This is a genomic window from Streptomyces sp. 796.1 (assembly GCF_047525675.1).
GTDB lineage: Bacteria > Actinomycetota > Actinomycetes > Streptomycetales > Streptomycetaceae > Streptomyces.
Genome location: NZ_JBLIWA010000001.1, coordinates 269090 through 295973 on the forward strand (window position 1 = coordinate 269090; position 26884 = coordinate 295973).

The 26884-nt window shown below is 72.9% G+C and carries 23 protein-coding genes; 7 read left to right on the forward strand and 16 right to left on the reverse strand.

The genetic code is table 11. From position 1 onward, the window contains the following. Positions 1 to 440: 440 nt before the first annotated feature. Together ACMA1D_RS00970 and ACMA1D_RS00975 are read left to right on the forward strand one after the other, a co-directional pair. Positions 441 to 2870 carry an ATP-binding protein gene (locus ACMA1D_RS00970; RefSeq protein WP_414721892.1) on the forward strand — a complete coding sequence of 810 codons (2430 nt, stop codon included), beginning with the start codon at positions 441 to 443 and terminating at the stop codon, positions 2868 to 2870. Positions 2871 to 3300: 430 nt separating this feature from the next. Beyond that, a complete protein-coding gene (locus tag ACMA1D_RS00975; protein WP_414721893.1) occupies positions 3301 to 3918 on the forward strand; it encodes a 3'-5' exonuclease in 618 nt (205 codons plus the stop codon). 113 nt (positions 3919 to 4031) lie between these two features. Here ACMA1D_RS00975 and ACMA1D_RS00980 read toward each other — a convergent pair whose 3' ends face one another. Beyond that, positions 4032 to 4535, reverse strand: a complete 504-nt coding sequence (locus ACMA1D_RS00980) for an Lrp/AsnC family transcriptional regulator (protein WP_414721894.1) — start codon at positions 4533 to 4535, stop codon at positions 4032 to 4034. A gap of 144 nt (positions 4536 to 4679) precedes the next feature. Here ACMA1D_RS00980 and ACMA1D_RS00985 point away from each other — a divergent pair, with 144 nt between their 5' ends. Further along, entirely contained in the window at positions 4680 to 5621 is a 942-nt protein-coding gene (locus ACMA1D_RS00985) for an EamA family transporter (RefSeq protein ID WP_414721895.1), read from the forward strand. Here the strand turns inward: ACMA1D_RS00985 and ACMA1D_RS00990 are convergent. Both ACMA1D_RS00990 and ACMA1D_RS00995 read right to left on the reverse strand, forming a co-directional pair. Beyond that, complete coding sequence (locus ACMA1D_RS00990) at positions 5615 to 6181, reverse strand: TetR/AcrR family transcriptional regulator (RefSeq protein ID WP_414721896.1); 567 nt, start codon at positions 6179 to 6181, stop codon at positions 5615 to 5617. The two genes, ACMA1D_RS00985 and ACMA1D_RS00990, sit on opposite strands and share 7 nt — an antisense overlap. Positions 6182 to 6578: 397 nt before the next feature. Then, complete coding sequence (locus ACMA1D_RS00995; protein WP_414721897.1) at positions 6579 to 8147, reverse strand: alpha/beta fold hydrolase; 1569 nt, start codon at positions 8145 to 8147, stop codon at positions 6579 to 6581. An 836-nt stretch (positions 8148 to 8983) separates the two neighbouring features. On the opposite strand from ACMA1D_RS00995, the gene ACMA1D_RS01000 reads away from it, so the two are divergent. Together ACMA1D_RS01000 and ACMA1D_RS01005 are read left to right on the forward strand one after the other, a co-directional pair. Beyond that, on the forward strand, positions 8984 to 9205 hold the full coding sequence (locus tag ACMA1D_RS01000) for a hypothetical protein (RefSeq protein ID WP_349997665.1): 222 nt from the start codon (positions 8984 to 8986) through the stop codon (positions 9203 to 9205). Positions 9206 to 9313: 108 nt separating this feature from the next. Then, positions 9314 to 10366: a sporulation protein gene (locus ACMA1D_RS01005; protein ID WP_414721980.1), complete on the forward strand. Its 1053-nt coding sequence runs from the start codon at positions 9314 to 9316 to the stop codon at positions 10364 to 10366. Between the two features lie 164 nt (positions 10367 to 10530). On the opposite strand, the gene ACMA1D_RS01010 is transcribed toward ACMA1D_RS01005, so the two are convergent. After that, positions 10531 to 11106: a TerD family protein gene (locus ACMA1D_RS01010; protein ID WP_414721898.1), complete on the reverse strand. Its 576-nt coding sequence runs from the start codon at positions 11104 to 11106 to the stop codon at positions 10531 to 10533. A 168-nt stretch (positions 11107 to 11274) separates the two neighbouring features. On the opposite strand from ACMA1D_RS01010, the gene ACMA1D_RS01015 reads away from it, so the two are divergent. Continuing rightward, positions 11275 to 11505 (forward strand): hypothetical protein, encoded by a 231-nt coding sequence (locus ACMA1D_RS01015; protein ID WP_414721899.1) that lies wholly within the window; start codon positions 11275 to 11277, stop codon positions 11503 to 11505. Between the two features lie 106 nt (positions 11506 to 11611). Here the strand turns inward: ACMA1D_RS01015 and tatA are convergent, their stop codons facing one another. Then, positions 11612 to 11920, reverse strand: coding sequence for a Sec-independent protein translocase subunit TatA (tatA, locus tag ACMA1D_RS01020; protein WP_414721900.1), 309 nt, complete (start codon positions 11918 to 11920; stop codon positions 11612 to 11614). A 361-nt stretch (positions 11921 to 12281) separates the two neighbouring features. On the opposite strand from tatA, the gene ACMA1D_RS01025 reads away from it, so the two are divergent. Then, positions 12282 to 13469 (forward strand): LCP family protein, encoded by a 1188-nt coding sequence (locus ACMA1D_RS01025; protein WP_414721901.1) that lies wholly within the window; start codon positions 12282 to 12284, stop codon positions 13467 to 13469. A gap of 139 nt (positions 13470 to 13608) precedes the next feature. On the opposite strand, the gene ACMA1D_RS01030 is transcribed toward ACMA1D_RS01025, so the two are convergent. The 11 genes from ACMA1D_RS01030 to ACMA1D_RS01080 all read right to left on the reverse strand — a co-directional run bounded on the left by ACMA1D_RS01030 (position 13609) and on the right by ACMA1D_RS01080 (position 26781). Next, a complete protein-coding gene (locus tag ACMA1D_RS01030; RefSeq protein ID WP_414721902.1) occupies positions 13609 to 16464 on the reverse strand; it encodes an HAD-IC family P-type ATPase in 2856 nt (951 codons plus the stop codon). After that, positions 16421 to 16783, reverse strand: coding sequence for an ArsR/SmtB family transcription factor (locus ACMA1D_RS01035; RefSeq protein ID WP_414721903.1), 363 nt, complete (start codon positions 16781 to 16783; stop codon positions 16421 to 16423). The genes ACMA1D_RS01030 and ACMA1D_RS01035 overlap by 44 nt, the downstream gene beginning before the upstream one ends. Positions 16784 to 17284: 501 nt before the next feature. After that, positions 17285 to 17863, reverse strand: coding sequence for a TerD family protein (locus tag ACMA1D_RS01040; protein ID WP_414721904.1), 579 nt, complete (start codon positions 17861 to 17863; stop codon positions 17285 to 17287). Between the two features lie 622 nt (positions 17864 to 18485). After that, a complete protein-coding gene (locus tag ACMA1D_RS01045) occupies positions 18486 to 19808 on the reverse strand; it encodes an LLM class flavin-dependent oxidoreductase (RefSeq protein ID WP_414721905.1) in 1323 nt (440 codons plus the stop codon). Positions 19809 to 19989: 181 nt separating this feature from the next. After that, positions 19990 to 20547, reverse strand: a complete 558-nt coding sequence (gene ssuE, locus ACMA1D_RS01050) for an NADPH-dependent FMN reductase (RefSeq protein ID WP_414721906.1) — start codon at positions 20545 to 20547, stop codon at positions 19990 to 19992. Between the two features lie 299 nt (positions 20548 to 20846). Then, positions 20847 to 21962 (reverse strand): LLM class flavin-dependent oxidoreductase, encoded by a 1116-nt coding sequence (locus ACMA1D_RS01055; RefSeq protein WP_414721907.1) that lies wholly within the window; start codon positions 21960 to 21962, stop codon positions 20847 to 20849. Between the two features lie 157 nt (positions 21963 to 22119). Continuing rightward, the gene (locus tag ACMA1D_RS01060; RefSeq protein ID WP_414721908.1) at positions 22120 to 23106 is read right to left on the reverse strand and encodes an ABC transporter substrate-binding protein; all 987 of its coding nucleotides are present in this window, start codon (positions 23104 to 23106) and stop codon (positions 22120 to 22122) included. A 189-nt stretch (positions 23107 to 23295) separates the two neighbouring features. After that, positions 23296 to 24060 carry an amino acid ABC transporter ATP-binding protein gene (locus tag ACMA1D_RS01065; RefSeq protein ID WP_414721909.1) on the reverse strand — a complete coding sequence of 255 codons (765 nt, stop codon included), beginning with the start codon at positions 24058 to 24060 and terminating at the stop codon, positions 23296 to 23298. Continuing rightward, a complete protein-coding gene (locus ACMA1D_RS01070) occupies positions 24057 to 25106 on the reverse strand; it encodes an amino acid ABC transporter permease (protein WP_414721910.1) in 1050 nt (349 codons plus the stop codon). The genes ACMA1D_RS01065 and ACMA1D_RS01070 overlap by 4 nt, the downstream gene beginning before the upstream one ends. Next, positions 25103 to 25657, reverse strand: coding sequence for a GNAT family N-acetyltransferase (locus tag ACMA1D_RS01075; RefSeq protein ID WP_414721911.1), 555 nt, complete (start codon positions 25655 to 25657; stop codon positions 25103 to 25105). Before ACMA1D_RS01075 ends, ACMA1D_RS01070 begins: the two co-directional genes overlap by 4 nt. Continuing rightward, complete coding sequence (locus ACMA1D_RS01080; RefSeq protein ID WP_414721912.1) at positions 25654 to 26781, reverse strand: LLM class flavin-dependent oxidoreductase; 1128 nt, start codon at positions 26779 to 26781, stop codon at positions 25654 to 25656. Before ACMA1D_RS01080 ends, ACMA1D_RS01075 begins: the two co-directional genes overlap by 4 nt. Positions 26782 to 26884: the final 103 nt, after the last annotated feature.

Consider the following 26884-nt stretch of genomic DNA (forward strand, 5'->3'; position numbering starts at 1 on the left):
GCTCGCCCTGCACCGTACGGACACACCCCTGGTCCGTACGCACCGCTGTGCTCCCGGCACCGTCGGGGCGTGCCCGTGTCGCCGTGCGCCACTGCTGCCGGGTGGCCTGGCCGCCATCCGGTGTCGTGCCTCCGACGCTGGTCAGGTCGTCGGCCGGGAGCGATCCCGGTAGGGCACGGCAGTGGGGCGCCGGTGTGGTTCAGGCACCGGTGCCGGGAGCTGGGGCGGTCGGTACGGCGCAGCAGGAGAGCCGCCAGCCGCGTGCTGGTGGACCCTCATCGGAGCAATCCGCCCGGAGGGGGCCGCGTACCGGCACCGCCACCAGTAGTCGACCACGGCGCGTACCTGCTGCCCAGGCGGTTCTACCGGCAGAAGTAATGTCCGTCATACTTCTGCCGGGGCCCAGACCGTGCGGGCCCACCGACCGGGGACCGCAAACCATGGCCACTGACCCTCCCGCCGGGGACTTCGGGCAGCACCTGCTCGCACTGCGCAGCCGCGCCGGGCTCAGCCAGGAGGCGCTGTCCCAGGCCGCCGGGGTGAGCGTGCGGGCCCTCGCCGACCTGGAGCGGGGGCGTACCCGCGGCCCGCAGCGGCGCACCGTGCAGGCCCTGGCGCAGGCGCTCGGCCTGGACGCCGCCGAGGCCGCACGGCTGGAGCGGGCAGCCGAGCGCGGCCGGCCCCGCCCGCGCGCCACGGCTCGCGCCGCGAGGGCAGCCACCACAGCAGGCCAGCCCACCGCCGGCGGCGGCCCGGACGGCGGCGGCGCCAGCGGTGGCTCCGGCGGCGCGCAGGCCGCGGACGGTCCCGCGGTCGGCGGGCCCGCGGTCGCCGTGGCCGGCGCGCTGCCGCTGCCGCGGGACATCCGGGACTTCACCGCGCGCGGCCCCGCCCTGGCCCGGGTGCTCGACCTGGCGGAAGAGGAGGACCCCGAACACCCCACCGTCGTCGTGGTCGCCGGGCAGCCCGGGCTCGGCAAGACAGCCTTCGCCGTCCACGCGGCGCACCGGCTCGCTTCCCGCTACCCGGACGGGCAGTTCGCGCTTGACCTGTGCGGCATGGACCCCGAGCCGACGACGCCGCGGGACGCGCTCGCCCGGCTGTTGCGGGCGGTGGGGGTGGCCGAGGGCGCGATACCGGCTGCGACCGAGGAGCGGGCCGGCCTGTGGCGCGCCGTGCTCGGGGACCGCCGCGCGCTGCTGCTGCTCGACAACGCCGTCGACGAAGCCCAGGTCAGGCCGCTGCTGCCGAGCGTCGGCCGCAGTCTGACGCTGATCACGAGCCGGCAGGCGCTGGCCGGCCTCGAAGCCGTGCACCGCATGGACCTGGCGCTGCTGCGGCGCGAGGAGTCGATCGCCCTGCTGACCCGCATCATCGGACCCGAGCGGGTGGACCTTGAGGCGCAGTCCGCCCGCGACCTCGCCGACCTCTGCGGCCATCTGCCGCTTGCGGTCCGCATCGCCGGGCAGCGGCTGCTCAGCCGCCCGCACGAGCGCATCGGCAAGCTCGTGCGCCAACTTGCCGACGAGGAAGGAAGGTTGGACGGCCTACGGGCCGGCGGCCTCCAGGTGCGGGCCGCCTTCGAGCTCTCCTACCGGCAGTTGTCCCCCGAGGCGCAGGTGCTGTTGCGCCGCGCCGCGCTCGCCGCGGGCCCCGACTTCAGCCCCGAGGTCGCCGCCCTGCTGGCCGATCTGCCGGTGGCCAAGGCGTTGCGGTACGCGGACGAGTTGACCGACGCCGGCCTGTTGCAGTCCGACGCGGTCGCCGAGCGCTACCGCTTCCACGACCTGCTGAAGCTGTTCGCGGCCGAGCAGGTGGCCGTGGTGGACGGCCCCGAGGTGCGGGAGGCGGCCGAGGAGCGGGCCGGTGACTGGATGCTGCGCCGGGCCACCGCCGCGGCCCTGCGCTTCGACGTCGACCACTACCAGGACGCGCCGCACGGCGACCCCGACCCGCCCCGCGCCCCGGCCGACCGGGAAGCCGCCCGCGGCTGGCTTGAGGCCGAGCGCGCCCAGTGGTTGGCGGCGCTGCGCAGGGCCCATGCGGCCGGGCGGTACCAGCAGGTCGTCGACGCCGCCGAGGCCATGCACTGGTTCTCGGACCTGAACCAGCACTGGGAGCTGTGGGCCGAGGTCTTCCGCCGCTCCGTGGAGGCGGCCCGCGCGCTGGGCAGCCGCCGTGAGGAGGCCGTCCACCTCAACTACCTGGCCTGGGCCTACAACCTGTGCCTGTACGACCACCGGGCCGCCCTGGAGTCCGCGGACGCGGCCCTGGCCGTGGCCCGCGAGGTGGGGGACGAGGTCCAGGTGGGGTGGGCGCTGGGGTACGGAGCGGGGGCGCTGCACCGGCTCGGCCAGGTCGAGGAGGCCATCGACCGGCTGCGGCAGGCCGCCCGCTGTCTGGGCGGCCAGGACTCCGCCCAGGCCAGACTCGGCGAGCTCACGGTGCTCAACACGCTGGGGAACAACCTCCGCACGGCCGGCCGGGCCGCCGAGGCCCTTCAGGTGCACCGCCGGATCGACCGGGTGTGCCGGGCCGGCATCCCGGGCCAGGCGGCCGAGGTGATCGACCTCTACCGCGCCTTCGCCCAGCAGCAGATCGGCAACGACCTCGCGGCGCTGGGGCGTCTGGACGAGGCGGAAGAGGCGCTGCGGCAGGGCTTGACGAGCTTCGAGGCCGCACAGATGCCGTCCTGGAGCGAGTCGGCCCGGCTCGACCTCGGCCTGGTGCTGCGTCAGTTGGGCCGTTACGCGGAGGCCAGGGCGGCCTTGAGCCGGGCCAGGGACGAGCTCGGCGAGGTGAACAGCCCGCGCCGGGAGGAGGCGGTCCGCGCGCTGCGCGAGCTCGACCACCTCGCCGCGGGGAGCTGACGACCGCGCCGGCCCGGGGCCGCAGCCGCCGGGGCCGCGGCCGACGGGCGGGCCCGCAGCGCCGCCGTGGCCGGTCCGGAACCCCCTCCCCACGGAGCGGAGAACATCGCACGGCCAGCGGACGGCGACCCGCTAGGACGAGGTGAACGGGCGCCGGCCCTCTGTCCTCCGCTGCGCGGCGGGGATCATCAGGCGGCGCGCCGCCCGGGGCGTCTGCCGAGGTCGGAGGGGGCGCGCCCACCGGCGGCGCACGGTCTGCGGCGGCACCCGTCGCATCAGGCCACCGTGGAAGGCGCCAGTAGACTTCGGCGCGATGCCTCGTACGGTTGACCCGTACGGATTCCGGGCGCGACCGGCCCGCGGAGAGTCGTCCGGGCGCCCGCTCGGACAGCCGGAACGCGCAGCGCCCACACCCTCGGGAGGAACGGCTTTGTCGACGTTCGTCGTCTTCGATCTCGAATTCACGTCCTGGCCCGACGCGTTGGCGCAGGACTGGTCGGCGCCCGGTCAACTCCGGGAGATCGTGCAGATCGGCGCCCTGCGCGTACGAGATGACCACACGATCGTGGAGGAGTACGAGACGCTGGTGCGGCCGACGGTCAATCCCGAACTCTCCCCTTACTTCACCGAATTGACCGGCATCAGCCAGGAACAGGTGGACCGCGGCGGGCTCGCGCCGGCCGCCGCGCTCGGTGAATTCCTGGCCTTCTGCCGCGGGCACGGCGTCCTCTCGTACGGAAACGACATGGTCGTCCTCGGTGAGAACGTGGGATGGGCCAGGGCCCGGGGTGAGGAAGTGAAGAACGGATTTCTCGACGCCAGCTTCTTCAATGTGCGGCCCTGGGTGAACTCTCTCGCTCCACAGACCTCTTCGGCGAACGTGGGACGGTTGTGGAAGGTGCTCGGACTGCCGAAGCCCTTTACCGGCGAGGAGCATTCGGCGCTCTTCGACTGCTATTCCTTCGCCGCCGCCATCAAGCACCTGTGCGCCGCCGGCGCGACCCTTCCCGAAGGTTGCCTGCGCGGCCAAGAGCCGCCGCGGCACTGAGGATTCACGCCCGCCGTCCGGGAGCCGCCCCGCCCCTCGGTTCCCGAGCCCGCGTGCTCTTCGCGCGCGCGTCACGCGCGTAGTCGCCTGCCCCGGCGGCCCCGCGGCGGAGGTCAGTCGGCGGGCGGGGCGGCCGGCGCGTCCGCCGCCGGGAGTGCGGTGTCGGGCCCCAGGGGCCGCTCGAAGACGGTGCGCAGCACGATGGTCGTACTGGTGCCGTGCACCGACGGGATGGCCCGGATGCGGTCGAGCGCGTCGGCCAGTGCGGTGGTGCCCGAGACCCGCACCTTCAGCCAGTAGCAGTCCTCGCCCGCGACCTCGTGCACCTCAAGGACGCAGGGCTCCGCGGCTAGGCCCGCGTTGACCTCGGCCTTCGCGCGCTCGCCCGGCGCGAAGCGGAGCGCGATGAACGCCGCGGTCGACGCGTCCACGCTCGCCGGGTCGAGGTCGGCGCGGTAGCCGGCGATCACGCCGTCCCGCTCAAGGCGCTGGAGGCGTTCGCGGACCGACGGCTCGGACAGCCCGACGGCCCGCGCCAGCGCCCGGACGGTCTGTCGACCGTCCGCGGTCATCATCCGCAGGATCGTGCGGTCGGTTTCGTCGAGCTGTCGCTTCATGGTGAGAACTTGCCCTTCTTGGCACATCAACTTACGCTCACATAGCCATGCTACACGGAATGCCTTACTAAAAGAGGCTAGATGTCTACTGAGCCTAAGTTAGGGAATATTGGATCGGAGGGGGGAACGGGGGCTGGGCCGGGGGTGGATTCCGGTGTCCGGCCGCTGCTTCCCTGGTTGGCGCTGGTCACGGTGTGGCTGCTGTGGGGGTCCACCTACCTCGGCATCCAACTGGCCGTCGACACCATTCCGCCGCTGCTGATGGCGGGGTTCAGGTTCCTCATCGCGGGCGCGGTGCTCTTTGCGTTCGTCGGGCCGCGCCACGCGCGCGGCGCCGAGCGGCCCACCGCACCGCAACTGCGCTCCGCCCTGATCGTCGCCGCGCTGCTGCTGGTCGGCGGCAACGGGCTGCTCAGCATCGGCGAGACCGAGGTGGACTCCGGGCTCGCCGCGCTGATCGTGGCCACCGTCCCGGTGTGGATGGTGGTCATCCACGCCGCGGTGACCAGGACACGGGTCACGCTGGCGATGGGGCTCGGGCTGCTGCTCGGCACGGTCGGGGTCGGGCTGCTCGTGGGTGGGCCCGGCGCGCAGGTCGACGCCGGCGGCGCGGTGCTCGTCCTCATCGGCTCGCTGAGCTGGGCCACCGGCTCCGTCTACGCGCGCACCGCGCCGCTGCCGAAGCACCCGCTGGTGGTGGCCGCCCTCCAGATGCTCATCGGCGGGCTGCTGCTGATCGCCATCGGCGCGGTGGCCGGCGAGTTCGGGCGCCTGGACCCCGGTGCGATCTCGGCCGCTTCGATCGGCGGCTTCCTCTGGCTCGTGGTGGCCGGCTCGATGGTCGCCTTCACCGCGTACGGGTACGCCAACGCCCATCTGCCCAACGACACGATGGCCACCTACGCGTATGTGAACCCGGTGGTCGCGGTCGCCCTCGGCGCCCTGCTCGGCGATGAGCGGCTGAGTCCGAACCTGCTGCTGGGCGGCGCCGTGATCGTCAGTGCGGTGGTCCTCATCGTCGGCGGCAAGGCCATCGCCCGCCGCCTCGCTGGGCCGGCCGCCGTGCCCGCCCCGCGCCGTCAGTAGTGCCGGATGCCCTTCAGCAGGGTGCGCGCCCACGGCGCGTCGACCTCGTCGGCGCCCATGGCGATCATCGCGTTGCACAGGAAGCCGCGGGCGAAGAATTCCTGTACGTCGTCCTCGCTGGCGCCGGAGACGGCCCGTACGTACTCCACCTCGCGCGCGTAGGCGGAGCGGATCGCGTCCCGGATGGCCGGTTCGCTCGCCGCGCAGGTGGCCTGGATCAACACCAGCAACAGGTTCTTGTCGACGACCAGTCGTGCGTACGCCTCTCCCAAGGCGTGCAGCACCCTGGTGGGTTCGCAGCTCGTCGCCCGGGCTGCGGCGTCCGCGAATGCCTCCCGCATCTGTCGCGAACAGTGCTCGATGACGGCCACGAACAAGGTTTCCTTGTCCGGGAACAACCGGTAGATGTACGCCTGCGAAATGCCGGCGGCCTTGGCCACCTCCGCCGTCGTCGTGCCGTAGTAACCCCGGGCGGCGAACGTCCCGATGGCTGTTCTGAGCACGGTTTCGCGCCGCTCATCCGCCGTGGACAACTGGCGACCGGTCGACGATCTTGTCATGTGACTACTTAACCATTAACCCGCGGGAGTGCCAAGGAGTATGGGGTGACTATGGCGAGTTGGTGCACCTTGTGATCGTCAAGGAAATGTCAGGTATCGGATGCCCGTTTTCCTGTGTTACCCCGTGATGCGGGCACGGAGTCTGACGATTTTGCCGCCCAAAATTACAATTCTTCTTCGAAGTTCACCCGGCATGACCGCGGATGTCCGGATAGGGGAAGGCAGTTCAGGGGGAGATTAAGCAATTACTCATTGGTGCGCTTTGCGCGCGGGTCGGGCAGAGATCTGGAGAACTCGGGCCGCCGGGTGGCGCGGGCGGGCGCCGTCGGGGCGGGCTCCCGGTGGGTGGCCCGCGCCGACGGCCGGCCCGGGCCACCCGGAGCCGCCCCCCAGCGGATCAGTCCTGCGGGACGGGTGCGCAACTGCTCCCGGGAGCTGGCGTCCTGCCGTGGATGAGGTAGCCGTCCACGGCGCCGCGGGTGCAGGAGCTGCGCCCGTAGACGCTGTGCCCGGCGCCCTCGTACGGCAGCAGGACGGTCGTGCCGCGCGTCTGCCGGTGCACCCGGGCGGCCCAGGCGTAGTGGTTCGCCGGGTCGTGTCGCGAGTGCAGCATGAGGATCTTGGGGGCGCGGGTGATGCGCAGCCGGTGCTGCGGGTTGTTCACCTCGTCGGGCCAGCCGACGCATCCGGCCACCGCCGCGTGTACGCGCGGTGAACCGCGCAGGTGGGGTGCGGCCCGCAGCTCGGCTGCGGTCAGGTCCGCGTACTCGCGGAAGTCCTTCGGACGGAACCGCCAGTCCTGGCAGAACACCGCCGAGAACGGGGCCGCCCGCGTCTGCTCCGCCGCGCCCCGCGGGGCCGGACCAACGGATGGCCGTGCGTGCTGGCGCTCCTGCGACTGCTGCCCCGGCAACTGCCGGCGCTCCCTCGACTGGCCCACCCGCGGCTGTCGTTGCTGCGCTTCGAGCCCGGCCAGATAGCGGGCCAGGTCGCCCCAGTCCGGGCCGTACAAGTACTGCTTGAAGGTGGTGAGCGTGATCGCCCGGGCGGTGAGGGGCCGCTCCGGGTGGTCGGGGTCGGACAACTCGCCCCGGTCGGCCCTGGCGAGCAGCTCGTCCCACACGGCGGTGGCGTCCCTGCCGTACAGGGCGCACGAACGGCTGGTCTTGCACCACCGGGCGAACTGCTGGAACGAGTCCTCCGCCGTGACCGCCGACGAGACGAGGAACGCGCGCAGGCCCAGGCTGTGGTCCATGTTGGCGGTGAGGGCCATGGTGCGCAGCCGCTCGCCGTACTGCTCCGCGTACTGTTCGCCGATCAGCGTGCCGTAGGAGTGGCCGAAGTAGTTGATCCGTTCCTCGCCGAGCGCCGCGCGGAGCGCGTCCATGTCCCGGACGACGCTCAGGGTGTCGGCGTGGTCGAAGACGGGCCCGCTGTGCCGTCGGCAGTCCTGCCGCAGGGCCCTGTTGTACGCCGCGAGTTGGGCGAACTCCGCCTGGTCCGCCGGGTAGCCCGACGGGGCCTGGTCGAGCAACGCGGCTGAGCACCTGATCGGCTGGCTGGCGCCGACGCCCCGCGGGTCGAACCCGACGATGTCGAACCGTGCCCGGACGTCCGCGCTGAAGTGGCCCGGCGCGCGGCGTACGGCGAAGTCCACCCCCGAGTCGCCGGGCCCGCCCGGGTTGACGAACAGCATGCCGATCCGGCGGGCCGGGTCGGTCGCCGTACGGCGGGCCACGGCCAGGTCGAAGGTGCCGGCCGTCGGGCGTGCCCAGTCCACGGGCAGCCGCAGGGTCCCGCACTCCGCCGTGGCGTCCTGCGGGCACGGGCGCCAGGTGACGGCCCGTTGCGCGCGGTCGTCGCCGCCGGGGGGCCCGGTCGCGTCCACCGCCGCGCTCGGGGTCGCCGTCCCGGCGAGCGCTCCGGCGACGAGCACTCCGGTGAGTGCCTTGAAGAGCGATTGCATGAAGTCCTTTCCCTGCTGATGCACACGGGCGGTCGGGGCGCTGCCCCGCGGCCCGACCATGGCAGGGCGTTGACCAGGGCGCCATCGCCCGCGACGGGAATCAGGGAGGACGTCGGGACGCGGTCGGGGTTCGGCTCGGGGAGACACCCCGAGGCCGGGCCGCCGGATTCCGGGGCTGGCCCGTAGGTGGCGGGTGGGCGCGGGCCGTGACGGGCACTCAACTCCGGGCGGACGCGCTTCGTCTCCGGACGGACGCGCTTCGCCGCTGGACACAGCGGCTCCCCAACTCCGGACGTACCGGCTGTTCGGCGCCAGATGCACCCGCCGCTCAACTCCGGACGTAGCGCCCCCGACTGGCCGATTCACCTCCCTTACGTTCTACAGTGCTGTAGATTTCGGGCCGTCGACGAGGGCAGCCGAACCGGAGGATGGTCGTGGCAGTCGTGCTGGAACAGGACGGCGACGCGTGCACCCGGTCGCCGGCGCCGGGCGTGCCGATGCAGGTGTCGGGCCGTGACCGGTAGCAGTCGCCGGCCCGCTGCCGTACTGCGCTCGCGCCGGCCGCAGCGCGGGGACCGGGCGCCGCGCGACACTCCAGGGCGGTAGCCCGCGCGCGGCGCCGCATGATCGCCGCGCAGACCGCCCCGCCCGCCCCCCGTATCCCACCGGCCGCACCGGTGCGCAACCCCCGTACGCCGGTGCGGCCATGGGCCGGGAGAGGGCGGGAGACACACAGACGACCCGTGCCGGTGCCGAACGTCGCGGCACGGGGCGGTTCCGGACGGCCGGGTGACGGCCCTCCGGCAGATGACGGACACCACACCAAGGAGACAGCGATGGCCGCGATAGATCTGGACAAGGTGCTCGACAAGGCATGGGCGGACAAGGACCTCCCGGAGATCCTCGCCGCGCCGGTCGCGGCCCTGAAGGGCGTGTCGGACCGGGACGGGGAACTCCTCCAGGAGGCGTTCGGCGTCAAGACGGTGGCTGATCTGGCCAACCTCAAGTACTTCCGGTGGGCCGCGGCGCTCGCCGCGCTCGACACCTCGGCGAAGTAGCGCCGGGACGGTGGCTCCCGCCCGGTGCGGGAGCCACCGGCAGCTCGCCGCCCGCGCGGCGGGCGCACACACCACGACGTGAGAGTGACTGAAGGAGAGAGCGCCGCCATGGTGTTCAAACGACTGCTGGGAGCCATCGGGGTGGGCGGCCCGTCGGTGGATACGGTCCTGGACGAGGGCCCGGTACTACCAGGCGCGGCCCTCACGGGTCGGGTGCGCATGGTCGGTGGCACCGCCAGCGTGGAGATCGAGCACGTCACGCTGGAACTGGTCGCCCACGTCGAGGCCGAGGGCGGCGACGAGGAGCGGGAGGGGCTGGTCGCCTTCCACCGGGCCACCGTCGACGGCGGCTTCCGGCTGGCCGACGGCGAGGAGCGGGAGGTGCCGTTCACGCTGCCGCTGCCCTGGGAGCTGCCGGTGACCGAACTGCACGGGCAGGGGCTCGGCGTCGTCCTCGGGCTGCGCACCGAACTCGCCGTCGCGGGCGCCAAGGACAAGGGGGACCTCGATCCGCTGCGGGTGCGCCCGCTGCCGGTCCAGGAGGCGGTCCTCGAAGCGTTCGGGCAGCTCGGGTACGGGTTCGTCTCGGCCGACCTGGAGCTCGGGCACATCCACGGCACCAGCCAGAGCCTGCCCTTCTACCAGGAGATCGAGCTGAGTCCGCCGCCGCAGCACGCCCATGCGCTCCAGGAGGTCGAAGTGACCTTCCTGGCCACGCCGGTGGGCATGGAGGTGGTCCTTGAGGCCGACCGGCGCGGCGGTCCCTTCACCGCCGGCGGCGACGCCGTCAGCCGCTTCACCGTCGCCCACCACGACGTCGAGCGCCTGGACTGGACGGCCGCGGTCGACTCCTGGCTGCGCGGGCTGATCGAGCGGCAGGGCGGGTACGCCGAACACGCAGGGCACGCGGGACACGCCGAGCACGGTGCGCACGGCTCGTACGGTGGCGAGTTCGGGCCCGGGGCGGCGGCCGACCACTCCGGGGCCGGGCACGGCGCGTCCGAGCACGGGCGCCGGTCGGGGCCGAGCACCGGGGCCGTGGTGGCCGGGGTCGCGGCGGGGGTGGCCGTGGGCGTGGTGGGCGGCATCGTCGCGGCCGAGGTCGTCGACGAGATCGGCGATGCCTTCGAGGGCGATGACGCGGAGGACGGCGACGACTGACGGGGCGCCGTCGCCCGGCGGCGGTGACCTGGCCGGGCCTGCCCCGCCCGTGACGAAGACCCCCACCACGCCGGTGGGGGTCTTCGTCCGTTCGGGCACCGGTCCTCGCGGTGCTTCGCGCACCTGCTCGTACGGCCCGTGGCGGGTCGGTCGGACGTGGCCGGTCAGACGTTGACGCCGAAGTCGGAGGCGATGCCGGCGAGACCGGACGCGTAACCCTGGCCGACCGCGCGGAACTTCCACTCGGCGCCGTGCCGGTAGAGCTCGCCGAAGACCATGGCGGTCTCGGTCGAGGCGTCCTCGGACAGGTCGTAGCGGGCTATCTCGGTGCCGCCGGCCTGGTTGACCACGCGGATGAAGGCGTTGCGGACCTGGCCGAAGCTCTGGCCGCGGGCGTGCGCGTCGTGGATGGAGACCGGGAAGACGATGCGGGTCACGTTCGGCGGCACCGCCGCGAGGTTCACCTTGACCGACTCGTCGTCACCGTCACCCTCGCCGGTGAGGTTGTCGCCGGTGTGCTCGACCGAACCGTCCGGGCTGGTCAGGTTGTTGTAGAAGACGAAGTGCTGGTCCGAGACGACCTTGCCGGACTCGTCGCAGAGCAGCGCGGACGCGTCGAGGTCGTAGTCGGCCCCGGTGGTCGTGCGGACGTCCCAACCCAGGCCGATCAGCACGGCCGTGAGGCCCGGTGCCTCCTTGCTCAGCGAAACGTTGCCACCCTTGGACAGGGAAACACCCATCGTTCCTCCTCCATCATGCGTTCTGTCGCGTTTGTCCCTCGCCGGTCCCAACGTGGTGGGGGCCGGCGAAGTTCCTTCGGTTGCGCAACTTTGGAATCCGGAGGGTGCGATCTGGGTCACGCGCCTCGCATGATGCTTTCCTGATTGCGCAAACTTTAAAGTGTCTTCATGGATGCTGACACGGTAACGGCCCCCGAGCTCGCCCGGCTCGACGGCGGCCCCGCGGACGGGACCCGGGTGTGGGTGGTGGGGCGCGCCCCGGTGCTCCAACTCTCCTCCCCCTGCGAACTGGCGGACGGCCCGGGTGCGGTGCGCGTCGACACGCTGTACATCTACCGGCTCGACGGGATGGCTGGCGACGGTCTGCTCCGGTACGGCTATGACGGGGCCAGCCCCTGATCGGGTGGGGGGTTTCGAGGCGCGGTGTCACGGGGCGTGGTGTCACGGGGCCTGGCGGCGCTTGGGGGTTGGCGCTTGCGGTTGCGGCGCCTTGGGGTGTGGTGCTTCAGGGTGTGGCACTTGGGGTCGCGGTGGTGCCCGTGCTGCCCGTGCTGCCCGTGCTGCCCGTGGGGTGGGTGGGCCGTTCCGGTGCGCTCGGAATGGTGCGCGGTGTGGGTGTGGCGGCGGGTTGGGTGGGCTCGGTGGGGGAGTGGGCGGCGTCTTCCTCGCGCATGGCGCGGGCCTCGCTCTTCAGGATGCGGAGCGACTTGCCCAGCGCGCGGGCGGTGTCCGGCAGCTTCTTCGAGCCGAAGACCAGGGCGACCACGACCCCCACCATCAGTAGGTGCCAGGGCTGTAGGGCGTTGCGGAACACCTCTTCACCTCTCTCGTCTCTTCGTGTCGCTTGCTTCGCCGCGCCGCTCCCGCGGGGCGGTCCGGTGGCGGTCGGCCGCTCGAACTTTATTGCTATATTGCGCAACTATGCAACTAAGGTCGGTGGGGGGAGCCGCACCGGTGGGGATGGGGGCGCAACCATGGCAGGCAGCCGTCGGCGTTCGGCCGGTCCACGGCACGGGGCGGGGCGTGATCCACGGCGGAGTGCCGGGCGTGGGGCGGGGCTTGATCCGCAGCGCGGGGCGGGGCGCGGCCCACGGCGTGGTGCGGGGCGTGATCCACGGCCCGGGGCCGGGCGCGGTGCGGGCCGGGTTGGCGGGCGGGGGCACGGCCGCGGCCGGGTGGTGCTGCTGGTCCTGCTCTCGTTCGTCCTGCTCGTCGCCGCCGGCGCGGGTTGGCTCTACCTGCGGCTGAACGCCAACATCGACACCTTCGACGCGGACGGCATCGCCGCCGACCGGCCGCGGGCGGGCGCGTCCCGGGGACAGAACGTGCTGGTCATCGGCTCGGACGCACGGACGGACGGCAACAGCGCACTCGGCGGCGGCGACAGCGAGGACGTCGGCCGCTCCGACACCGCCTTCCTGCTGCACGTGTACGGCGACCGCAAGCACGCCGTCGCCGTCTCCATCCCGCGCGACACGCTCGTCGACATCCCACCGTGCCGGCTGCCCGACGGCACCTGGACGCAGACCCAGCGGCGCACCATGTTCAACGCGGCGTACTCGGTCGGTCAGACCGCCAAGGGCAACCCGGCCTGCACCCAGAACACCGTGGAGAAGCTGACCGGGCTGCGCGTCGACCACACCGTCGTCGTCGACTTCAAGGGCTTCGCCGCGCTGACCGACGTGGTCGGCGGCGTTGACGTGTGCCTCCCGCAGGACGTGTACGAGCAGGACCTCAACCCGCACCGCACCACCCGGGGCAAGCGGCTCTTCACCCGGGGCGAGCAGCGCGTCGCCGGGCACCGCGCGCTGGACTACGTACGGCTGCGGCACGGCGTCGGCGACGGCTCCGACATCGGCCGCATCAAGCGCCAACAGGCATTCGTCGGCAGCCTGTTCAAGAAGGTCAAGAGCGACGGGCTGACGCCGACCAAGGTGCTGCCGCTGGCGGACGCGGCCACCCGCTCGCTGACCGTCGATCCCGGGCTCGGTTCGGTCGACAAGCTGGCCACCTTCGCCCTGTCGCTCAAGGACGTCGACCTGCACCACACCACGTTCGTCACCGTTCCCTGGCGGTACGAGGGCGCCCGCGTCGCCGTCGTGGAGCCGGACGCCACCCGGCTGTGGGAACTCCTGCGCGCCGACCGGCCCGTCGACGGCGCGGACCTGCGGCAGGCCGGCACCGGCGAGGGACCGAGCGGCCGGCCCGCCACCAGCCCCACGCCACCGGGCACCGTTCCCCCTTCCGGCGCGCCCCGTGCCGGCGCGGGCACCCCGGCATCGCCGTCCACCGCCCCGGACCGGCCGATGCCCGACGCCCGCCGCGCCGACGACCGGTTGTGCGCGGACCTGTCCTACGGCTGAACCCACCGGCTCGTACGTCGAACACGCAACCGCCAGGCCCAACCGCCAGGCCCACCGGCTCTGAGCCCATCGGCGGGGGCCGCCGCGCCGCTGGCCGTGCCGGTGGTGCGCACCGACGTCGGCGATGCCGCGTACGTCCTCAACCGGTCTGCTGCTCCGTGGCCCGCTGGTGGCGCGCGTACCGGTTGCGGACGGCGACCAGCGCCAGCGCGTACAGCGCGAGGACGGCGGCGAGCAGCGGGTAGTACGCGGGCGGCGGGGCCGACATGCCGCACCACGGGCCGACGGGGGTGAGCGGTATCAGCACGCCGAGCACGGCCAGTGCGGTCGCCGCCCAGCGGACCGGGCTGGGCGTGCGCCCCTCGGCCGCCCGGCGACCGGTGCGCAGCAGCACCATCACCAGGGCCTGGGTCAGCAGGTTCTCGGTGAACCAGCCCGCGTGGAAGGACTCCTGCCCCGCCCCGCCCAGCGAACCGTGCACCGACCAGGCCAGCACCGCGAAGGTGGCGAGGTCGGCGGCGGCCCCGAGCAGGCCGAAGCCGGTGATGAAGCGCAGGAAGTCGTGCGGGCGCAGTGCGGCCGGGCGGCGCAGCAGGTGCCCGGCCGGCCGGTCGTACGCGAAGGCGAGCTGCGCCGCGTCGAAGCACAGGTTCTGCACCAGCACCTGGGTCGGCAGCATCGGCAGGAACGGCAGGATCAGACCGGCGGCCAGCATCGCGATGACGTTGCCGAGGTTGGAGGAGAGCGTGATGCGCAGATAGCTGGAGATGTTGCCGCTGCTGTGCCGGCCGGCCAGTACGGCGTGGTCGACGGCGGTCAGGTCCTTGGTGGTCAGGACCGCGTCGGCGCTCTCCCGGGCGAAGTCGGCGGCGCCGCACGGCGCGATGCCCACATCGGCCGACCGCAGGGCGGCGAGGTCGTTGACCCCGTCGCCCAGGAAGCCGGTGGTGTGCCCTGCGGCGCGCAGCGCGGCGATGATCCTGGCCTTGTGCGCGGGGGTGCAGCGGGCGAAGACGGTGGTGCGCCGGGCGAGGTCGGCGAGGTCCGCATCGCTGAGACCGTCGATCACCTCGGCGCGCCGCACCTGGTCCGGGTCGAGCTCAAGGCCCAACTCCTGACAGGTGCGGGCCGCGGTGCCCGGGTGGTCGCCGGTGAGGACCTTGACGGTCACGCCGTGCTCGGCGAGCCCGCGCAGCGCCTCGTCCGCGGTGGGGGCGAGCGCGTCGCGGAAGGTGAGGAAGCCGCGGAAGGTCAGCCCGCGTTCGTCGGCGGTCGTGTAGCCGCGCGGCCGGCTGCGCCGCTCGGCGGTCGCGACCGCGAGGACGCGCAGGCCCTGGTCCGCGTGGTCGGCCGCGGTCGCGAGCAGCCGCAGCCGCTCCGCGTCCGTGAGCGCGCACCGCTCCACCACCGACTCCACGGCGCCCTTCACCACCAGCGTGTCGCTGCCCAGCACGCCGGGCGTGCGCACCACTGCCGTGGACAGCCGCCGCAACGGGTCGAAGGGCAGCGCCGACACGGCCTCGTAGGCGTCGTACGGCTCGTGGGCCTGGTACGCCGCATCCGGCTCGTACGGCGTGTGCGCGGCGGGCCCGGCGAGAGCAGGAGACCCGGCGCCGAGGGACGCGGCATCGGGGGCCGCCGTGCCAAGAGACGCCGGACCAAGAGACGCAGCACCAAGGAACGCAGCGTCAGGCGCCGCGGCGGCCGTGAGGATCGCCTCGTCCAGGGCGTCGGGGCTCGGCAGGTCGGCCAGGTTCAGGGTCCACCAGGCGTTGACCGCGGCCCAGTGCGCCACGCCCGGGTCCGGCCGGCCTTCGGCGTCGAAGGCGCCGTCGACGACCGGGCGGTCCTGGGTCAGCGTGCCGGTCTTGTCCAGGCACAGCACGTCCATCGCACCGAGGTCGTGCAGGGCGGGCAGGCGCCGCACGATCACGTCGTGGGCCCGCGCCAGCCGGGCCGCGCCGCGGGCCAGGCAGGTGGTGACGATGACCGGCAGCATCTCCGGGGTGAGCCCGACTGCAACCGCCACCGCGAACGGCAGCGTTTCGAGCCCGCGCCCGCGCAGCGCCGCGCCCGCCATCAGTACCAGCGGCGGGGTGAGCAGCATGAAGCGGACCAGCGTCCAGGAGATGCCGTGCACGGAGCGGTCGAAGGCGCTGGCCCGCTGTGGCCCGGGCGGGGTGTGCGCCCGGGCGAACTGGGTGGCCTGCCCCGTCGCCAGGACCACGGCGGTGCCGGTGCCGCTGGCCACGCTGCTGCCCTGGAAGCAGAGTTCGGGTCGGGTCAGGAGGCCGTCCGGGGCGGGGCCTGGCGTGTCCACGGGCTCCTTGACCACCGGCACGGACTCGCCGGTCAGCGCGGACTGCTGCACGGTGAGCCCGGCGGCCCTGAGGAGTCGTACGTCGGCGGGCACCAGGTCGCCGGGGCCGATCCTGATCACGTCGCCCGGCACCAGTTCGTCCACGGGCAGTTCGCGGGCGCGCGGTGGCGCCTGCCCCGTGTCGCGCCGCAGCACGGTCACGGTGGTGGCGACCAGTCCGCGCAGCGCGGCCATGGACCGGGCAGCGCGGTGCTCGCCGAAGGTCCGCAGGACGCAACTGACCAGCACCAGGGCGAGGATCACACAGGCGGTGCCCCAGGACGCCACCAGCGACGAGACCACGCCGAGCAGCAGCAGTACCGCCGTGAACGGGTCACGCGTGCTGCGGAGGAACCGGCGCGGCCAGGGCACCGCGCGCCACGCGGGCAGGGTGTTCCCACCGGCACGGTCCAGCCGCGCGGCGGCCTCGCCGTCGGTCAGCCCGCGCGGCGAACTGCCGAGCGTGCGCAACACCTGGAGCGCGGTCAGCCCGGCCAGCGCGTCCGCCGCGGCGCCGATGGTCGGCGGGGCGGCGGAGTCGGCTGGCGCGGTCGGGTCGGGAGGAGGGTTCGATACCGGCGCCGCAGCGGCCTCAGGCACCGGTCCTGCGGAGTCTGCGGGGCGCCGCGGAGTCATCGGCGGCGCGGGCGGCAAGCTGTCCGACCATCAGCCGGACCACGGTCACGACGTCGGGATCGGCGACGTAGTACACCTGGCGGCGGCCCTCGCGGCGGGAGGAGACCAGGCCGGCGAGCTTGAGCTTGGACAGGTGCTGGCTCACTGCGGGCAGCGCACCGCCGACCCGCTCGGCAAGACCCGTCACGTCGCTCTCGCCCTGCGCCAGCGCCCAGACGATGTGCAGTCGCGCCGCAGCGGCCAGCAGGCCGAACGCGGCAGCCGCCTCGTTGAGCACCTCGGCCGGCGGGTCGTCGAAGTCACCGACAGGTCCGGACACGCTAGCTCTCCCCTCGGGGGCACCCCGCGGCCCCAGGCGCCCAGTGTAGGTGCCGGCAGTGACACCGGGCCGGCGGGCAGCCCGCGCCCCACCCGCCGCACGCGCACCGGTCCCACCGGCCTGGCCTGGGCCTTCGGCCCGTTCGCGAGTCGTGGTCGTGGTCGTGGGGCGGGGTGGGCGTTGGAGTTGGCCGCCCGGGTGGCGGGGGACCGGGCGGGGCTGGCCGCCCGGGGCACCGGGGTGCCGGGCGGGTGCGCCCCTGATGGCGCGCCGCCGTAGCGGGGCGCACCCGCGTCGGCAGCCACGCCCGGCTCCCGCGTCCGGGGCTGGGCCCGGGTCCGGGCCGGGGCGACGCTCGGCCTTCGCGTACGCGCGCCCGCGTCCGGGACGGTGCTCAACCCCCGGGTACGCGCGCGCCCGCGTCCGGTCCGGAACGGTGCTCCGCCCCGCGTACGCGCCCGCGCCAGGCCAGGGCTCAGCCCCGCGCCCGCGTCCGGCCCCTCAACCCACCGCCACGCCGTAGTCCTTGGCGATGCCGGCCAGCCCCGACGCGTACCCCTGGCCGATGGCGCGGAACTTCCAGTCGCCGGCCCTGCGGTAGAGCGCGCCGAAGACCATCGCGGTCTCCTCGGCGGCGTCGTAGGACAGCTCGTAGCGGCACATCTCGCGGCCGGTGAGGTTGTCGACGACCCGGATGTACGCGTCGCTGACCTGGCCGAAGTTCTGGCCGCGGGCCTCCGCGTCGTGAATGGAGACGGTGAAGACGACCTGTTCCACGCCCTCGCCGAGGCCGTCGAGGTCGACCATGAGCTGCTCGTCGTCCCCGTCGCCCTCGCCGGTCGTGTTGTCGCCGGTGTGCCGCACCGCGCCGTCCGGGCTGCTGAGGTTGTTGTAGAAGACGAAGTGGTCGTCGGAAATGACCTTGCGGTCCGCGCCGCAAATCACGGCGGACGCGTCCAGGTCGATGGCCGCGCCGCCGGCCGGCTGGGCGTCCCAGCCGAGACCGACCGTGACGTCCGCGAGCGGCGTGCCGTCCTGGTTGAGGACGACGTTCTGACCCTTGGCGAGGCTCACGCCCATCGGTGGTGCTCTCCTTCGTCTGCGCTGTCCGCTGCTCTGTCCGCGCGGCACGGGCGCCCGACCGGCCCCCGGACCGGCGCCCCTCACCCGGACCCAACGGGGCGCACCACACCATAGTTCCCGGCTTGCGCAACTGAAGAATGAACGGGCGGTGATGGGCGGCGCTGCCGGGCGCGGAGAAGTCGGAAATGCAGGCGTCTGTAAGGGTACGCGGTGGATCGCGGCCGGTCCGCGGTGGGACGTCGGCACCTGGCGGTTGGGCGAGCGATCGGCATCCGCGGGGATGGGTGACGGCACCCGCGCGTAGCGGGAGGGACGGCGCGACCGGGACGGTCGGTATCCGTGCGTACGGGGAGGGGACCGGCAGGCGCACCCGGGGCGGGCGCTCGACACCCGCGTGCACAAGGCACCCGCACCCGCAGGGCGGCCGGTCAGCGCCCGTGCCGTACGGGGGCGCGCCGCAGCACTTGCCCGTACGGCACGGGGCCGCGCCGGACGCTGCACGAAGCGGCAGTTCGGGGCCGGTGTCGGGCCTGGCGGGCGGCCCGTTGCCGAACTGCCGCCGGGCCCGACACCCCCGGGCCCGCCTACCGCGGTGCTCGAATCCGCGGGGGCGTCGCGCTCATCGGGCGTCCGATGCCGAGCTCGGTGCGGGTGCCGCTGCCGGCACCGATGCTGGTACGAGCGCGGGCGCGGGTGTTGGTACGGGCGCAGGCTCGGGTGCCGGTGCTGACGCCGGTGCCGCGTCCCCGGCCCCACCCCGGGCGTCGCCGGCGGCCGGGCCCCGGGCACGGTCGGCCTCGACCCGTGCCGCGGGCCGTGCGGCCGGGCCCGCGACCGGCCCCGCGGCCGGGTGGGACCACAGCCCCCGCGCGGCCAGCAGCGGCAGCACGCCCTCGCCGAACCAGTACGCCTCCTCCAGGTGCGGGTAGCCGGAGAGCACGAACTCGTCGATGCCCAGCCGGTGGTACTCGATGATGCGGTCGGCGACCTCTGCGTGGCTGCCGACCAGCGCGGTTCCCGCGCCGCCGCGTACCAGGCCGATGCCGGCCCACAGGTTCGGGTGGATCTCCAGCCCTGTGGGGTCGCCGCCGTGCAGCGCCAGCATCCGTCGCTGGCCCTCGGACTCGCTGCGGGCCAACCCGCGCTGCACGGCCCGTACGGTCTCCGCGTCGAAGCCGTCCAGCAGGCGCCGCGCCTCGGCCCACGCCTGCTCGGAGCGCTCCCGCGTGATCACGTGCAGCCGGATGCCGAACCGCAGGTCGCGGCTCTCGCGCGCGGCGAGCGCCCGTACCCAGGCGATCTTCTCGGCGACCTGGGCCGGCGGCTCGCCCCAAGTCAGATAGGTCTGCACATGGCGGGCCGCGACCTGACCGGCGGCCGGTGACGAGCCGCCGAAGTAGATCTCCGGCACCGGGTCGGGCACCTGCGTCAACCTGGCCTGCTCAACCCGCAGGTGCTCGCCGGTGAAGTCCACCTCGGCGCCGCGCCACAGTGCCCGGACGACGTGCAGGAACTCATCGGTACGGGCGTAGCGGGCGTCTTTGTCCAGGAAGTCGCCGTACGCGCGTTGCTCCCGGCTCTCGCCGCCGGTGACGACGTTGAGCAGCAGCCGGCCGCCGGTCTGCCGCTGGTAGCTGGCGGCCATCTGGGCCGCCAGCGTCGGCGACAGGAAACCGGGCCGGAAGGCGACCAGGAACTTCAGCCGCTCGGTGTGCTGGCTGATCATCGCGGTGGTCAGCCAGGCGTCCTCGCACCAGGCACCGGTCGGTGTCAACGCGCCGAGGAAGCCCAGGTCTTCGGCGGCGCGGGCGATCTGGGTGAGGTAGCGGACGGTCGGTGGCCGGTCGCCGCCGGCCGCGCCGACCGGGGTGCCGTGACCGCCGCCGACGACATGGCGGCTGTCCCCGTTGGTGGGCAGGAACCAGTGGAAGGTGAGGCCCATCGAAGGCTCCTTTCGTGGCGCGGGTTGCCGGGCGCGGGGTCGCATCGGCGTCGGACGCGGGCGGCCGGCGAAGTGCCTGGGCCGGATCGGATCGGGCTGGGCCGGATCGGGTTCGGTCGGGCCGTGTCGGATCGGGCTGGGTTGGATCGGGTGGGTGTGCGCGGCGTCGGGTGGGCCGGTGTCACCCGGTGGCGGCCAGGACCGTGGTGCGCCCGCCGAGCGCGGCCGAGAACTGGTCCACCACCTGCTCCAGGGCCCGCGCGGAACCGGGTGCGATGGTGAGCGCGCCGTCGTCGCCGACCGTGAGGTCCGAGTCGAGCGTGAACCAACCCGGCACGATGTGGGTGGCGCCCATCGAGCTGAGCACCGGGCGCAGCGCGTAGTCGATGGCCAGCACGTGGGCCGTGGTGCCGCCGGTGGCGAGTGGCAGCACGGTCTTGCCGGCCAGTGCGTACTGCGGCAACAGGTCGAGCAGCGACTTCAGCAGCCCGGAGTAGGCGGCCTTGTAGATCGGGGTGCCGATCACCACGCCGTCCGCCTGCGCGAACTGGGCGGTGGCCGCGGCGATCGCCGGGTGCCCGAAGTCGGCCCCGAGCAGCGCGTCGGCCGGCAGGGTGCGCACGTCGAGGGCGGAGACCTGGTGCCCGTGGCTGGTGAGTCGGGCGTCGAAGTGCCGGAGCAGCCGTGCGGTGCGGGAGGTTGCGGACGGGCTTCCGGAGACGGACAGGACGGTGGCCATGGGAAGGACCTTTCGGACTGCTGGTGGAGTGCACGGGGGCGGGGCCGGGCGCGGCGCGCGTCCGGCCTGGTGGTGCGGGTGGCGCGGCGCGCATCGGAGTGGGAGAGGGAAGCGGTGGGGCCGGTGGGATGGTGCCTGTGTGGGTGGGGGCTGGGTTCGGGCCGTGTCCGGGTGGCTGCGGTGGGTGGTTCGCGTTCGCTGTGTTCCGCGTCCGCTGTGGTCCGCGTGCGGTGTGGTGTGCGTACGGTGTGGTGTGCGTACGACCTGTTGTGCGTAGGGCGTGTGACGCGTACGTCGCCCTACGCGGGGAGTTCGGACCGCTCCTCCGCTGTGGACCGTTCCTCGGCGGCCGGGCGCTGCCACAGCGTGGTGGGTGCGGCCCGCCGTACCGCGGGGGCGACCTCTTCGGCGAAGCGTTGGAGCTGCTCGATCTGCGCGGGCAGGCCGAGCCCCGAGCCGTCGACGGTGATGGACTGGAGGTCGTGCCGGTACGCCTGGTGGAAGTCGAGGATCTTGTCGATGATCTGCTGCGGGCTGCCGATGAGGTGCGGGCCGTCGGCGATGGCGTCCTCGATGGTGCGGAAGGGCGTGTTGTAGCCGGGCTTGCCCGCCAGGTGCGGCTTGTAGCTCTGCCGCACCCTGGCCTCGTAGAACTCCTTGAACTGGACGATCGCCTGCTGCGTGGTGTCCGCGATGAACAGGCCGCCCGAGCCTGCGCCCACGTACGCGGTGGCCGGGTCGTGGCCGTGCGCCGCGAACTGCTCGCGGTAGTGGTCGATGAGCCGGGTGTACGCCGGCCGCGGCTGGATGGCGTTGGCGCTGAAGAGCGGGTCGCCGTGTTTGGCGGCGAGTTCGGGGGAGTTCAGGCTGGTGGCCGAGCCGTGCCAGATGCGCGGCGGGCGTCGGCCGTACGGGCGGGGGATCGTGGTGACCCCGGTGAGGGGCGGGCGGAACTCGCCCTGCCAGCTCACCTCCTCCTCCCGCCACAGCCTGCGCAGCAGTTCGTACTTCTCGGCCTGGTACTCCCACTGGTGTTCCTCCTGGAGGCCGAAGAGGTCGAAGTGCCCCATCTCGGCGCCCTTGCCCACCACCAACTCGACGCGACCACCTGAGAGTTGGTCCAAGGTCGCGTAGTCCTCGGCCACCCGTACCGGGTCCAGGATGGCGACCACGGTGACGCCGGTGAGCAGCCTGATCCGGGTCGTACGGGCCGCCAGCGCGCCCAGCAGGACGGTGGGGCTCGACGACAGGAACGCCCCGGCGTGCCGCTCGCCGACCGCATAGGCGTCGAAGCCCCACTCCTCGGCGGCGACGCCGGTCTCCACCACCTCGGCCAACCGGTCGGCGGCCGGGCTCAGTTCGCCGGTCAGGGGGTGCGGAGCGTGCTGCACGATGGTCAGGACTTGGAATCTCACGAGGGGGCCTCCGGAGCGTGGGCCGGGCGGGGGTTGTGGGTGGGAGGAGCACAGGGGGGGAGCGGGTGGGAGAAACACAGGGTGGGTGTGGGTGGGAGGAGCACAGGGGGGCCCCGGCGCCTGGGTGGGAAGTGGGCGCCGGGGCGTGCGGCGCGGGTTACTTGTTGGTCCTCGGCAGCCCCGGCGGGTTGATCTCCGAGCGGGAGACGGCCTCGTTGGCCAGGCCCCAGCGGTCCAGGACCTTGGCGTAGGTGCCGTTCTCGATGACCACGTTGAGTGCTTCGGCCACCGGCTGGATCAGGCCGTTGCCCTTCTTGGTGGTCGCGGCGATCAGGCCCTGGATGGTCTTGCCGCCGCCCGAGTAGGTGCCGACGACCTCGGTCTTGCCGGTGGCGGCGGCCCGGTAGGCGGCGCTCGGGTTGGGGCCGAGGTAGAGGTCGATGCGGCCGGAGGCGAGCGCCAGGTTGGTGTCGGTCTGGCTCTGGTAGTACTTGATGTTCACCGGTTTGCGGCCGGCCTGCTCGTTCTCCTTGCTCCACTCCACCAGCAGCTTCTCCTGGTTGGTGCCCGAGCCCACCGCGACCGTCTTGCCCGCCACGTCGCTGGGGCCGTTGACCTTGAAACCGCTGCCCTTCTTGGCTTCGAAGGCGAGGTCGTCCTTGCGGTAGGTGGCGAAGTCGTAGATGTCCTTGCGCTCTTCGGTGACGGTGATGTTGTTGAGGCCGATGTCGAACTTTCCGCTGGACAGGCCGACGAAGATGTTCTCCCAGGAGGCCGGGGCGGGCTGGAGCTTGAGCCCGAGGACGTTGGCCACCAGGTGCGCGATGTCGGTCTCGACGCCGATGACGGTCTTGTTGTCGTTGGCGTAGAAGTTGAGTGGTGCGGAGGAGTCGGACGAGGTGACCAGTTTCAGGGTGCCCCGGTCGCGGATCTCCGCGGGCACCTTGGCGGCGATGGCGTCGACCTTGGGCGTCGTGACGCGTCTCTGGTCCGGACTGATATTGATCTTGGTGCGGGTACCCGAGGTGGCGGCGACCTCGGTGGAACCGCCCTCGGATGGGTTGCCGCACGCGGCGAGCGCGAGGGAGCCGGCGAGGGTGAGCGTCGCCGCTGCGGTACGGGTCCAGAGGGTGGTGGTGCGCATGGGTGTCTCCTTGCCTACGGGCGAGGCGTGGCGGTGGTGGGTGGCCGGTGGGTTGCCACGGCCGTTGCCGGGGTGGCTGGGGTTGCTGGGTTGCATGGCCCGGCCGGGGTCGTGGCTTGCCGGGGGTGCTGGGGTGCGTCGTGGGCCGGTGGCGGCGACGGGTTCGCTGAGCCTGCGAGCGGCGACCTGTCAGAGCACCTTGGACAGGAAGGCGCGGGTGCGTTCGTGGCGTGGGCTGTCCAGGACGGCGGCGGGCGGGCCCTGTTCTACGATGACGCCGCCGTCGATGAAGACCACGGTGTCGGCGACCTCGCGGGCGAAGCCGATCTCGTGGGTGACCACCACCATCGTGGTGCCGCTCCGCGCCAGCCCCTTGATCACTTCGAGCACCTCGCCGACCAGCTCCGGGTCGAGCGCCGAGGTCGGCTCGTCGAACAGCAGCACCTTCGGCTCCAGGGCCAGCGCCCGGGCGATCGCCACCCGCTGTTGCTGCCCGCCCGAGAGCTGGCGCGGATAGCTGCCCGCCTTGTCGGCGAGGCCGACCCGCTCCAGCAGCCGTTCGGCCCGCGCGACCGCTTCCTTGCGGGGCAGCCGCAGCGCCGACAGCGGCGCCTCGATGATGTTGTCGAGCGCGGTCAGGTGCGGGAAGAGGTGGAAGTTCTGGAAGACGAACCCGATGTGGGTGCGCTGCCGCAGGACGTCCCTCTCGCGCAGCTCGTACAGCTTGTCGCCGGAGCGTCGGTAGCCGATCAGCTCGCCGTCGATGCTGATCGAACCCCGGTTGACCTTCTCCAGGTGGTTGATGGCCCGCAGCAGGGTGGACTTGCCCGACCCGGAGGGGCCGAGGACCACGGTGACCTCACCCGCCCGCACCTGGAGGTCGACGCCGCGCAGCACCTTCTGCGGCCCGAAGCTCTTGTGGACGCCGCGGACGTCCACCATCACCGCGCTCATGCGGCACCTCCCGCAGGGTTGGTCGGTCGTTCCTGTGCCGCGGCCCGCAGTTGGGTGACGAAGCGGCGGGCGCGCTGGAGCGGGGTCGGCGGTGGGGTGCGGTTGGTGCCCCGCGCGAAGCGCCGCTCGACGTAGTACTGGGCGACCGAGAGCACCGACGTCAGGAAGACGTACCAGGCGGTGGCGACCATCAGTAGCGGAATCACGTGCCCGTTGCGCCCGTAGATCACCTGTGCCTGGTAGAAGAGCTCGCCGATCGCCATCACGTACACCACCGACGTGCCCTTGAGCAGGCTGATGATCTCGTTGCCTGCGGTGGGCAGGATCGCCCGCATGGCCTGCGGCAGGATGATGCGCCGGATCTGCCGAAGGCGCGGGATGCCGAGCGCAGCCGCCGCCTCCAACTGACCCTGGTCGACGGAGATCACGCCGCCGCGGACGATCTCGGCGGAGTACGCGGCCTGGTGCAGCGAAAGACCGATGAGCGCGGCGCCGATGGTGCCGATCAGGTCGTTGCTGTTGACCGACCAGAACACCGGCCCGAACGGGATGCCGAGCCCGAGCCGCTCGTACAGGGCGCTCAGATTGAACCAGAACACCAACTGCACGATCATCGGAATGGACCGGAAGATCCAGATGTAGCCCCATGCGACGGTCCGCAGTACCGGGTTCTGCGAGAGCCGCATGAACGCCAGCACGGTGCCCAGAAGGAAGCCCAACCCCGTGGCGTACGCGGTGAGTTGGAGGGTCATCCCGACCGCCTGCACGATCGAGTCGGAGAGTACGTAGGCGCGGAAGACGTCCCACTCCCAGACCGGGTTGGTCGCAAGCCCGTACCCGAACTGCACCAGGACCACCAGCACCGCCACGGCCGCGGCCCACCGCCCGTAGTGCCGGGTCGGGACCACCTTGAGCGCGGTCGGGTCGCCGGCGGACTCCTTGTGCGGCCCGCTCGCGCCGGGGGCGTCCGCTGCCTCGGTGTCCGTCCCGGTGCTCGCCCCGGTGTTCGTCCCTGCGGTGGGGCCCACCGCAGTCTGCCGGCTCATGACGGCTCGGGGTGGAGCTGGTCGGGGGAGCCGGCCTGCCCGCCGTGCTGCGCCGCGGTGGGCAGGAACTTCTCGAACGGCAGCGGGCCGATGGTCTCCGGGTCGGCCTCGGTGTCGAACAGCGGCGTGTATCCCGTGGCCAGGTACAGGCCGCGGGCCTCCGGCTGGCGCGGCCCGGTGGTCAGGTAGATCCGCCGGTAGCCGCGCTCGGCCGCCACCCGCTCAAGCTCGTCGACGACCCGTCGGGCGAGCCCGCGGCGCCGGTGCGCCGAATGCGTCCAGATCCGCTTGAGCTCGGCCGATGCGGCGTCGTAGCGGCGGAAGGCGCCGCCGGCCACCGGTTCGCCGCGCTCCAGGAGGAGGAGCAGCACGCCGCCGTGCTCGGGGGTGAACTCGGTGTCGGGGTAGCGGGTCAACTCGGTGTCCGCGTCGCTGCCGTAGCGCGCGCTGTACTCCTCGCCCAACTCCTGGAGCAGCGGTCTGACCAGCGGGTGCGAGACCGGGACGGTGATGACCGTCAGATCGGTTGGGTGCTGCGCCACGGACGTCATGCGCCCACCGCCGCAAGGTTCTGCGGGCCGCGCGGCGCGCCGGCGGCATCCCGCTTGGCGACCTCTTCGCGCACGATCGGGATGACGTAGCGACCGAAGTCGATGGCGTCGTCCAGCAGGTCGTAGCCGCGCGCCGAGAGGATGTCGACACCGAGGTCGTAGTAGTCGAGCAGCGCCTGGGCGACCGTCTCGGGCGTGCCCACCAGCGCGTTGGAGTTGCCCGCGCCGCCGGTGGCCGCCGCGGTCGGGGTCCACAGGGCGCGGTCGTAGCGCTCGCCGGCCTCGGCGATGGCGATCAGCCGCTGCGAGCCGGTGTTCTCCGGCGCGCCGCCGCGCCGGTGCCGCACCAGGCCCGCTTCCCGCCGCTCCCGGATGGCGCCGACCGTACGGTGCGCCTTCTCCCAGGCCAGCTCCTCGGTCGGGGCGATGATCGGCCGGAAGGCGACCTGGATGCGCGGCACGTCGGTACGGCCGGCCGCCGCGGCAGCGGCCCGTACCGCCTCGATCTGCTCCGCGGTCTTGGCCAGCGGTTCGCCCCACAGGCAGTAGATGTCGGCCTCGGCGCCGCCGGCCGCGTACGCGGCGGGTGAGGAGCCGCCGAACGACACGCCGGGACGCGGCTGTTGGACCGGGAAGACGTCGGAGACGAAGTCGTGGAACCGGTAGTGCTCGCCCTCGTGGTCGAAGGGCTCGTGGGTGGTCCAGATCTTCTTGACGATCTCGATGTACTCGCGGGTGCGGGTGTAGCGCTCGTCCTTGGTGAGCGTGTCGCCCTCGCGCTGCTGCTCGTGGTCGCTGCCGCCGGTGATGAAGTGCACGGTGAGCCGCCCGTCGCTGATCTGGTCCAGCGTGGCGAAGGTCTTGGCGGCGAAGGTCGGGTAGGACACGTTGGGCCGGTGCGCGAGCAGGATGTGCAACGTGTCCAGCTTGCTGGCGATGTACGCCGCGGCCGGGGCGGGGTCGGGCGAGCCGGAACCGTAGGCGAACAGCACCCGGTCCCAGCCGTTCTCCTCGTGCGCCCGGGCGAGCCGGAGCGTGTAGGCCCGGTCGAACGCGGCGCCGGAGCGTGCGGTGGTCTCGGAGCCGTCGTTGGTGGCAGCGATGCCAAGGAACTCCACGGGCATGGGAAATGGCCTTTCACGCAAAGGGGGGGGCGAACGCCATGGCGCGCCAACTCCCTTGCGGGCAGCGCGACATGACGGGTGAGGTGGTGGACGAGCAGGGCGC

What these genes read in the sequence shown, in the direction of transcription:
- ACMA1D_RS00970 (WP_414721892.1), top strand. Translation starts at nt 441, where the DNA reads ATGGCCACTGACCCTCCCGCCGGGGACTTCGGGCAGCACCTGCTCGCA.
- ACMA1D_RS00980 (WP_414721894.1), bottom strand. Translation starts at nt 4,535, where the DNA reads ATGAAGCGACAGCTCGACGAAACCGACCGCACGATCCTGCGGATGATG.
- ACMA1D_RS00990 (WP_414721896.1), bottom strand. Translation starts at nt 6,181, where the DNA reads ATGACAAGATCGTCGACCGGTCGCCAGTTGTCCACGGCGGATGAGCGG.
- ACMA1D_RS00995 (WP_414721897.1), bottom strand. Translation starts at nt 8,147, where the DNA reads ATGCAATCGCTCTTCAAGGCACTCACCGGAGTGCTCGTCGCCGGAGCG.
- ACMA1D_RS01000 (WP_349997665.1), top strand. Translation starts at nt 8,984, where the DNA reads ATGGCCGCGATAGATCTGGACAAGGTGCTCGACAAGGCATGGGCGGAC.
- ACMA1D_RS01005 (WP_414721980.1), top strand. Translation starts at nt 9,314, where the DNA reads ATGGTGTTCAAACGACTGCTGGGAGCCATCGGGGTGGGCGGCCCGTCG.
- ACMA1D_RS01010 (WP_414721898.1), bottom strand. Translation starts at nt 11,106, where the DNA reads ATGGGTGTTTCCCTGTCCAAGGGTGGCAACGTTTCGCTGAGCAAGGAG.
- ACMA1D_RS01015 (WP_414721899.1), top strand. Translation starts at nt 11,275, where the DNA reads ATGGATGCTGACACGGTAACGGCCCCCGAGCTCGCCCGGCTCGACGGC.
- ACMA1D_RS01030 (WP_414721902.1), bottom strand. Translation starts at nt 16,464, where the DNA reads ATGACTCCGCGGCGCCCCGCAGACTCCGCAGGACCGGTGCCTGAGGCC.
- ACMA1D_RS01040 (WP_414721904.1), bottom strand. Translation starts at nt 17,863, where the DNA reads ATGGGCGTGAGCCTCGCCAAGGGTCAGAACGTCGTCCTCAACCAGGAC.
- ACMA1D_RS01045 (WP_414721905.1), bottom strand. Translation starts at nt 19,808, where the DNA reads ATGGGCCTCACCTTCCACTGGTTCCTGCCCACCAACGGGGACAGCCGC.
- ssuE (WP_414721906.1), bottom strand. Translation starts at nt 20,547, where the DNA reads ATGGCCACCGTCCTGTCCGTCTCCGGAAGCCCGTCCGCAACCTCCCGC.
- ACMA1D_RS01060 (WP_414721908.1), bottom strand. Translation starts at nt 23,106, where the DNA reads ATGCGCACCACCACCCTCTGGACCCGTACCGCAGCGGCGACGCTCACC.
- ACMA1D_RS01065 (WP_414721909.1), bottom strand. Translation starts at nt 24,060, where the DNA reads ATGAGCGCGGTGATGGTGGACGTCCGCGGCGTCCACAAGAGCTTCGGG.
- ACMA1D_RS01070 (WP_414721910.1), bottom strand. Translation starts at nt 25,106, where the DNA reads ATGAGCCGGCAGACTGCGGTGGGCCCCACCGCAGGGACGAACACCGGG.
- ACMA1D_RS01075 (WP_414721911.1), bottom strand. Translation starts at nt 25,657, where the DNA reads ATGACGTCCGTGGCGCAGCACCCAACCGATCTGACGGTCATCACCGTC.
- ACMA1D_RS01080 (WP_414721912.1), bottom strand. Translation starts at nt 26,781, where the DNA reads ATGCCCGTGGAGTTCCTTGGCATCGCTGCCACCAACGACGGCTCCGAG.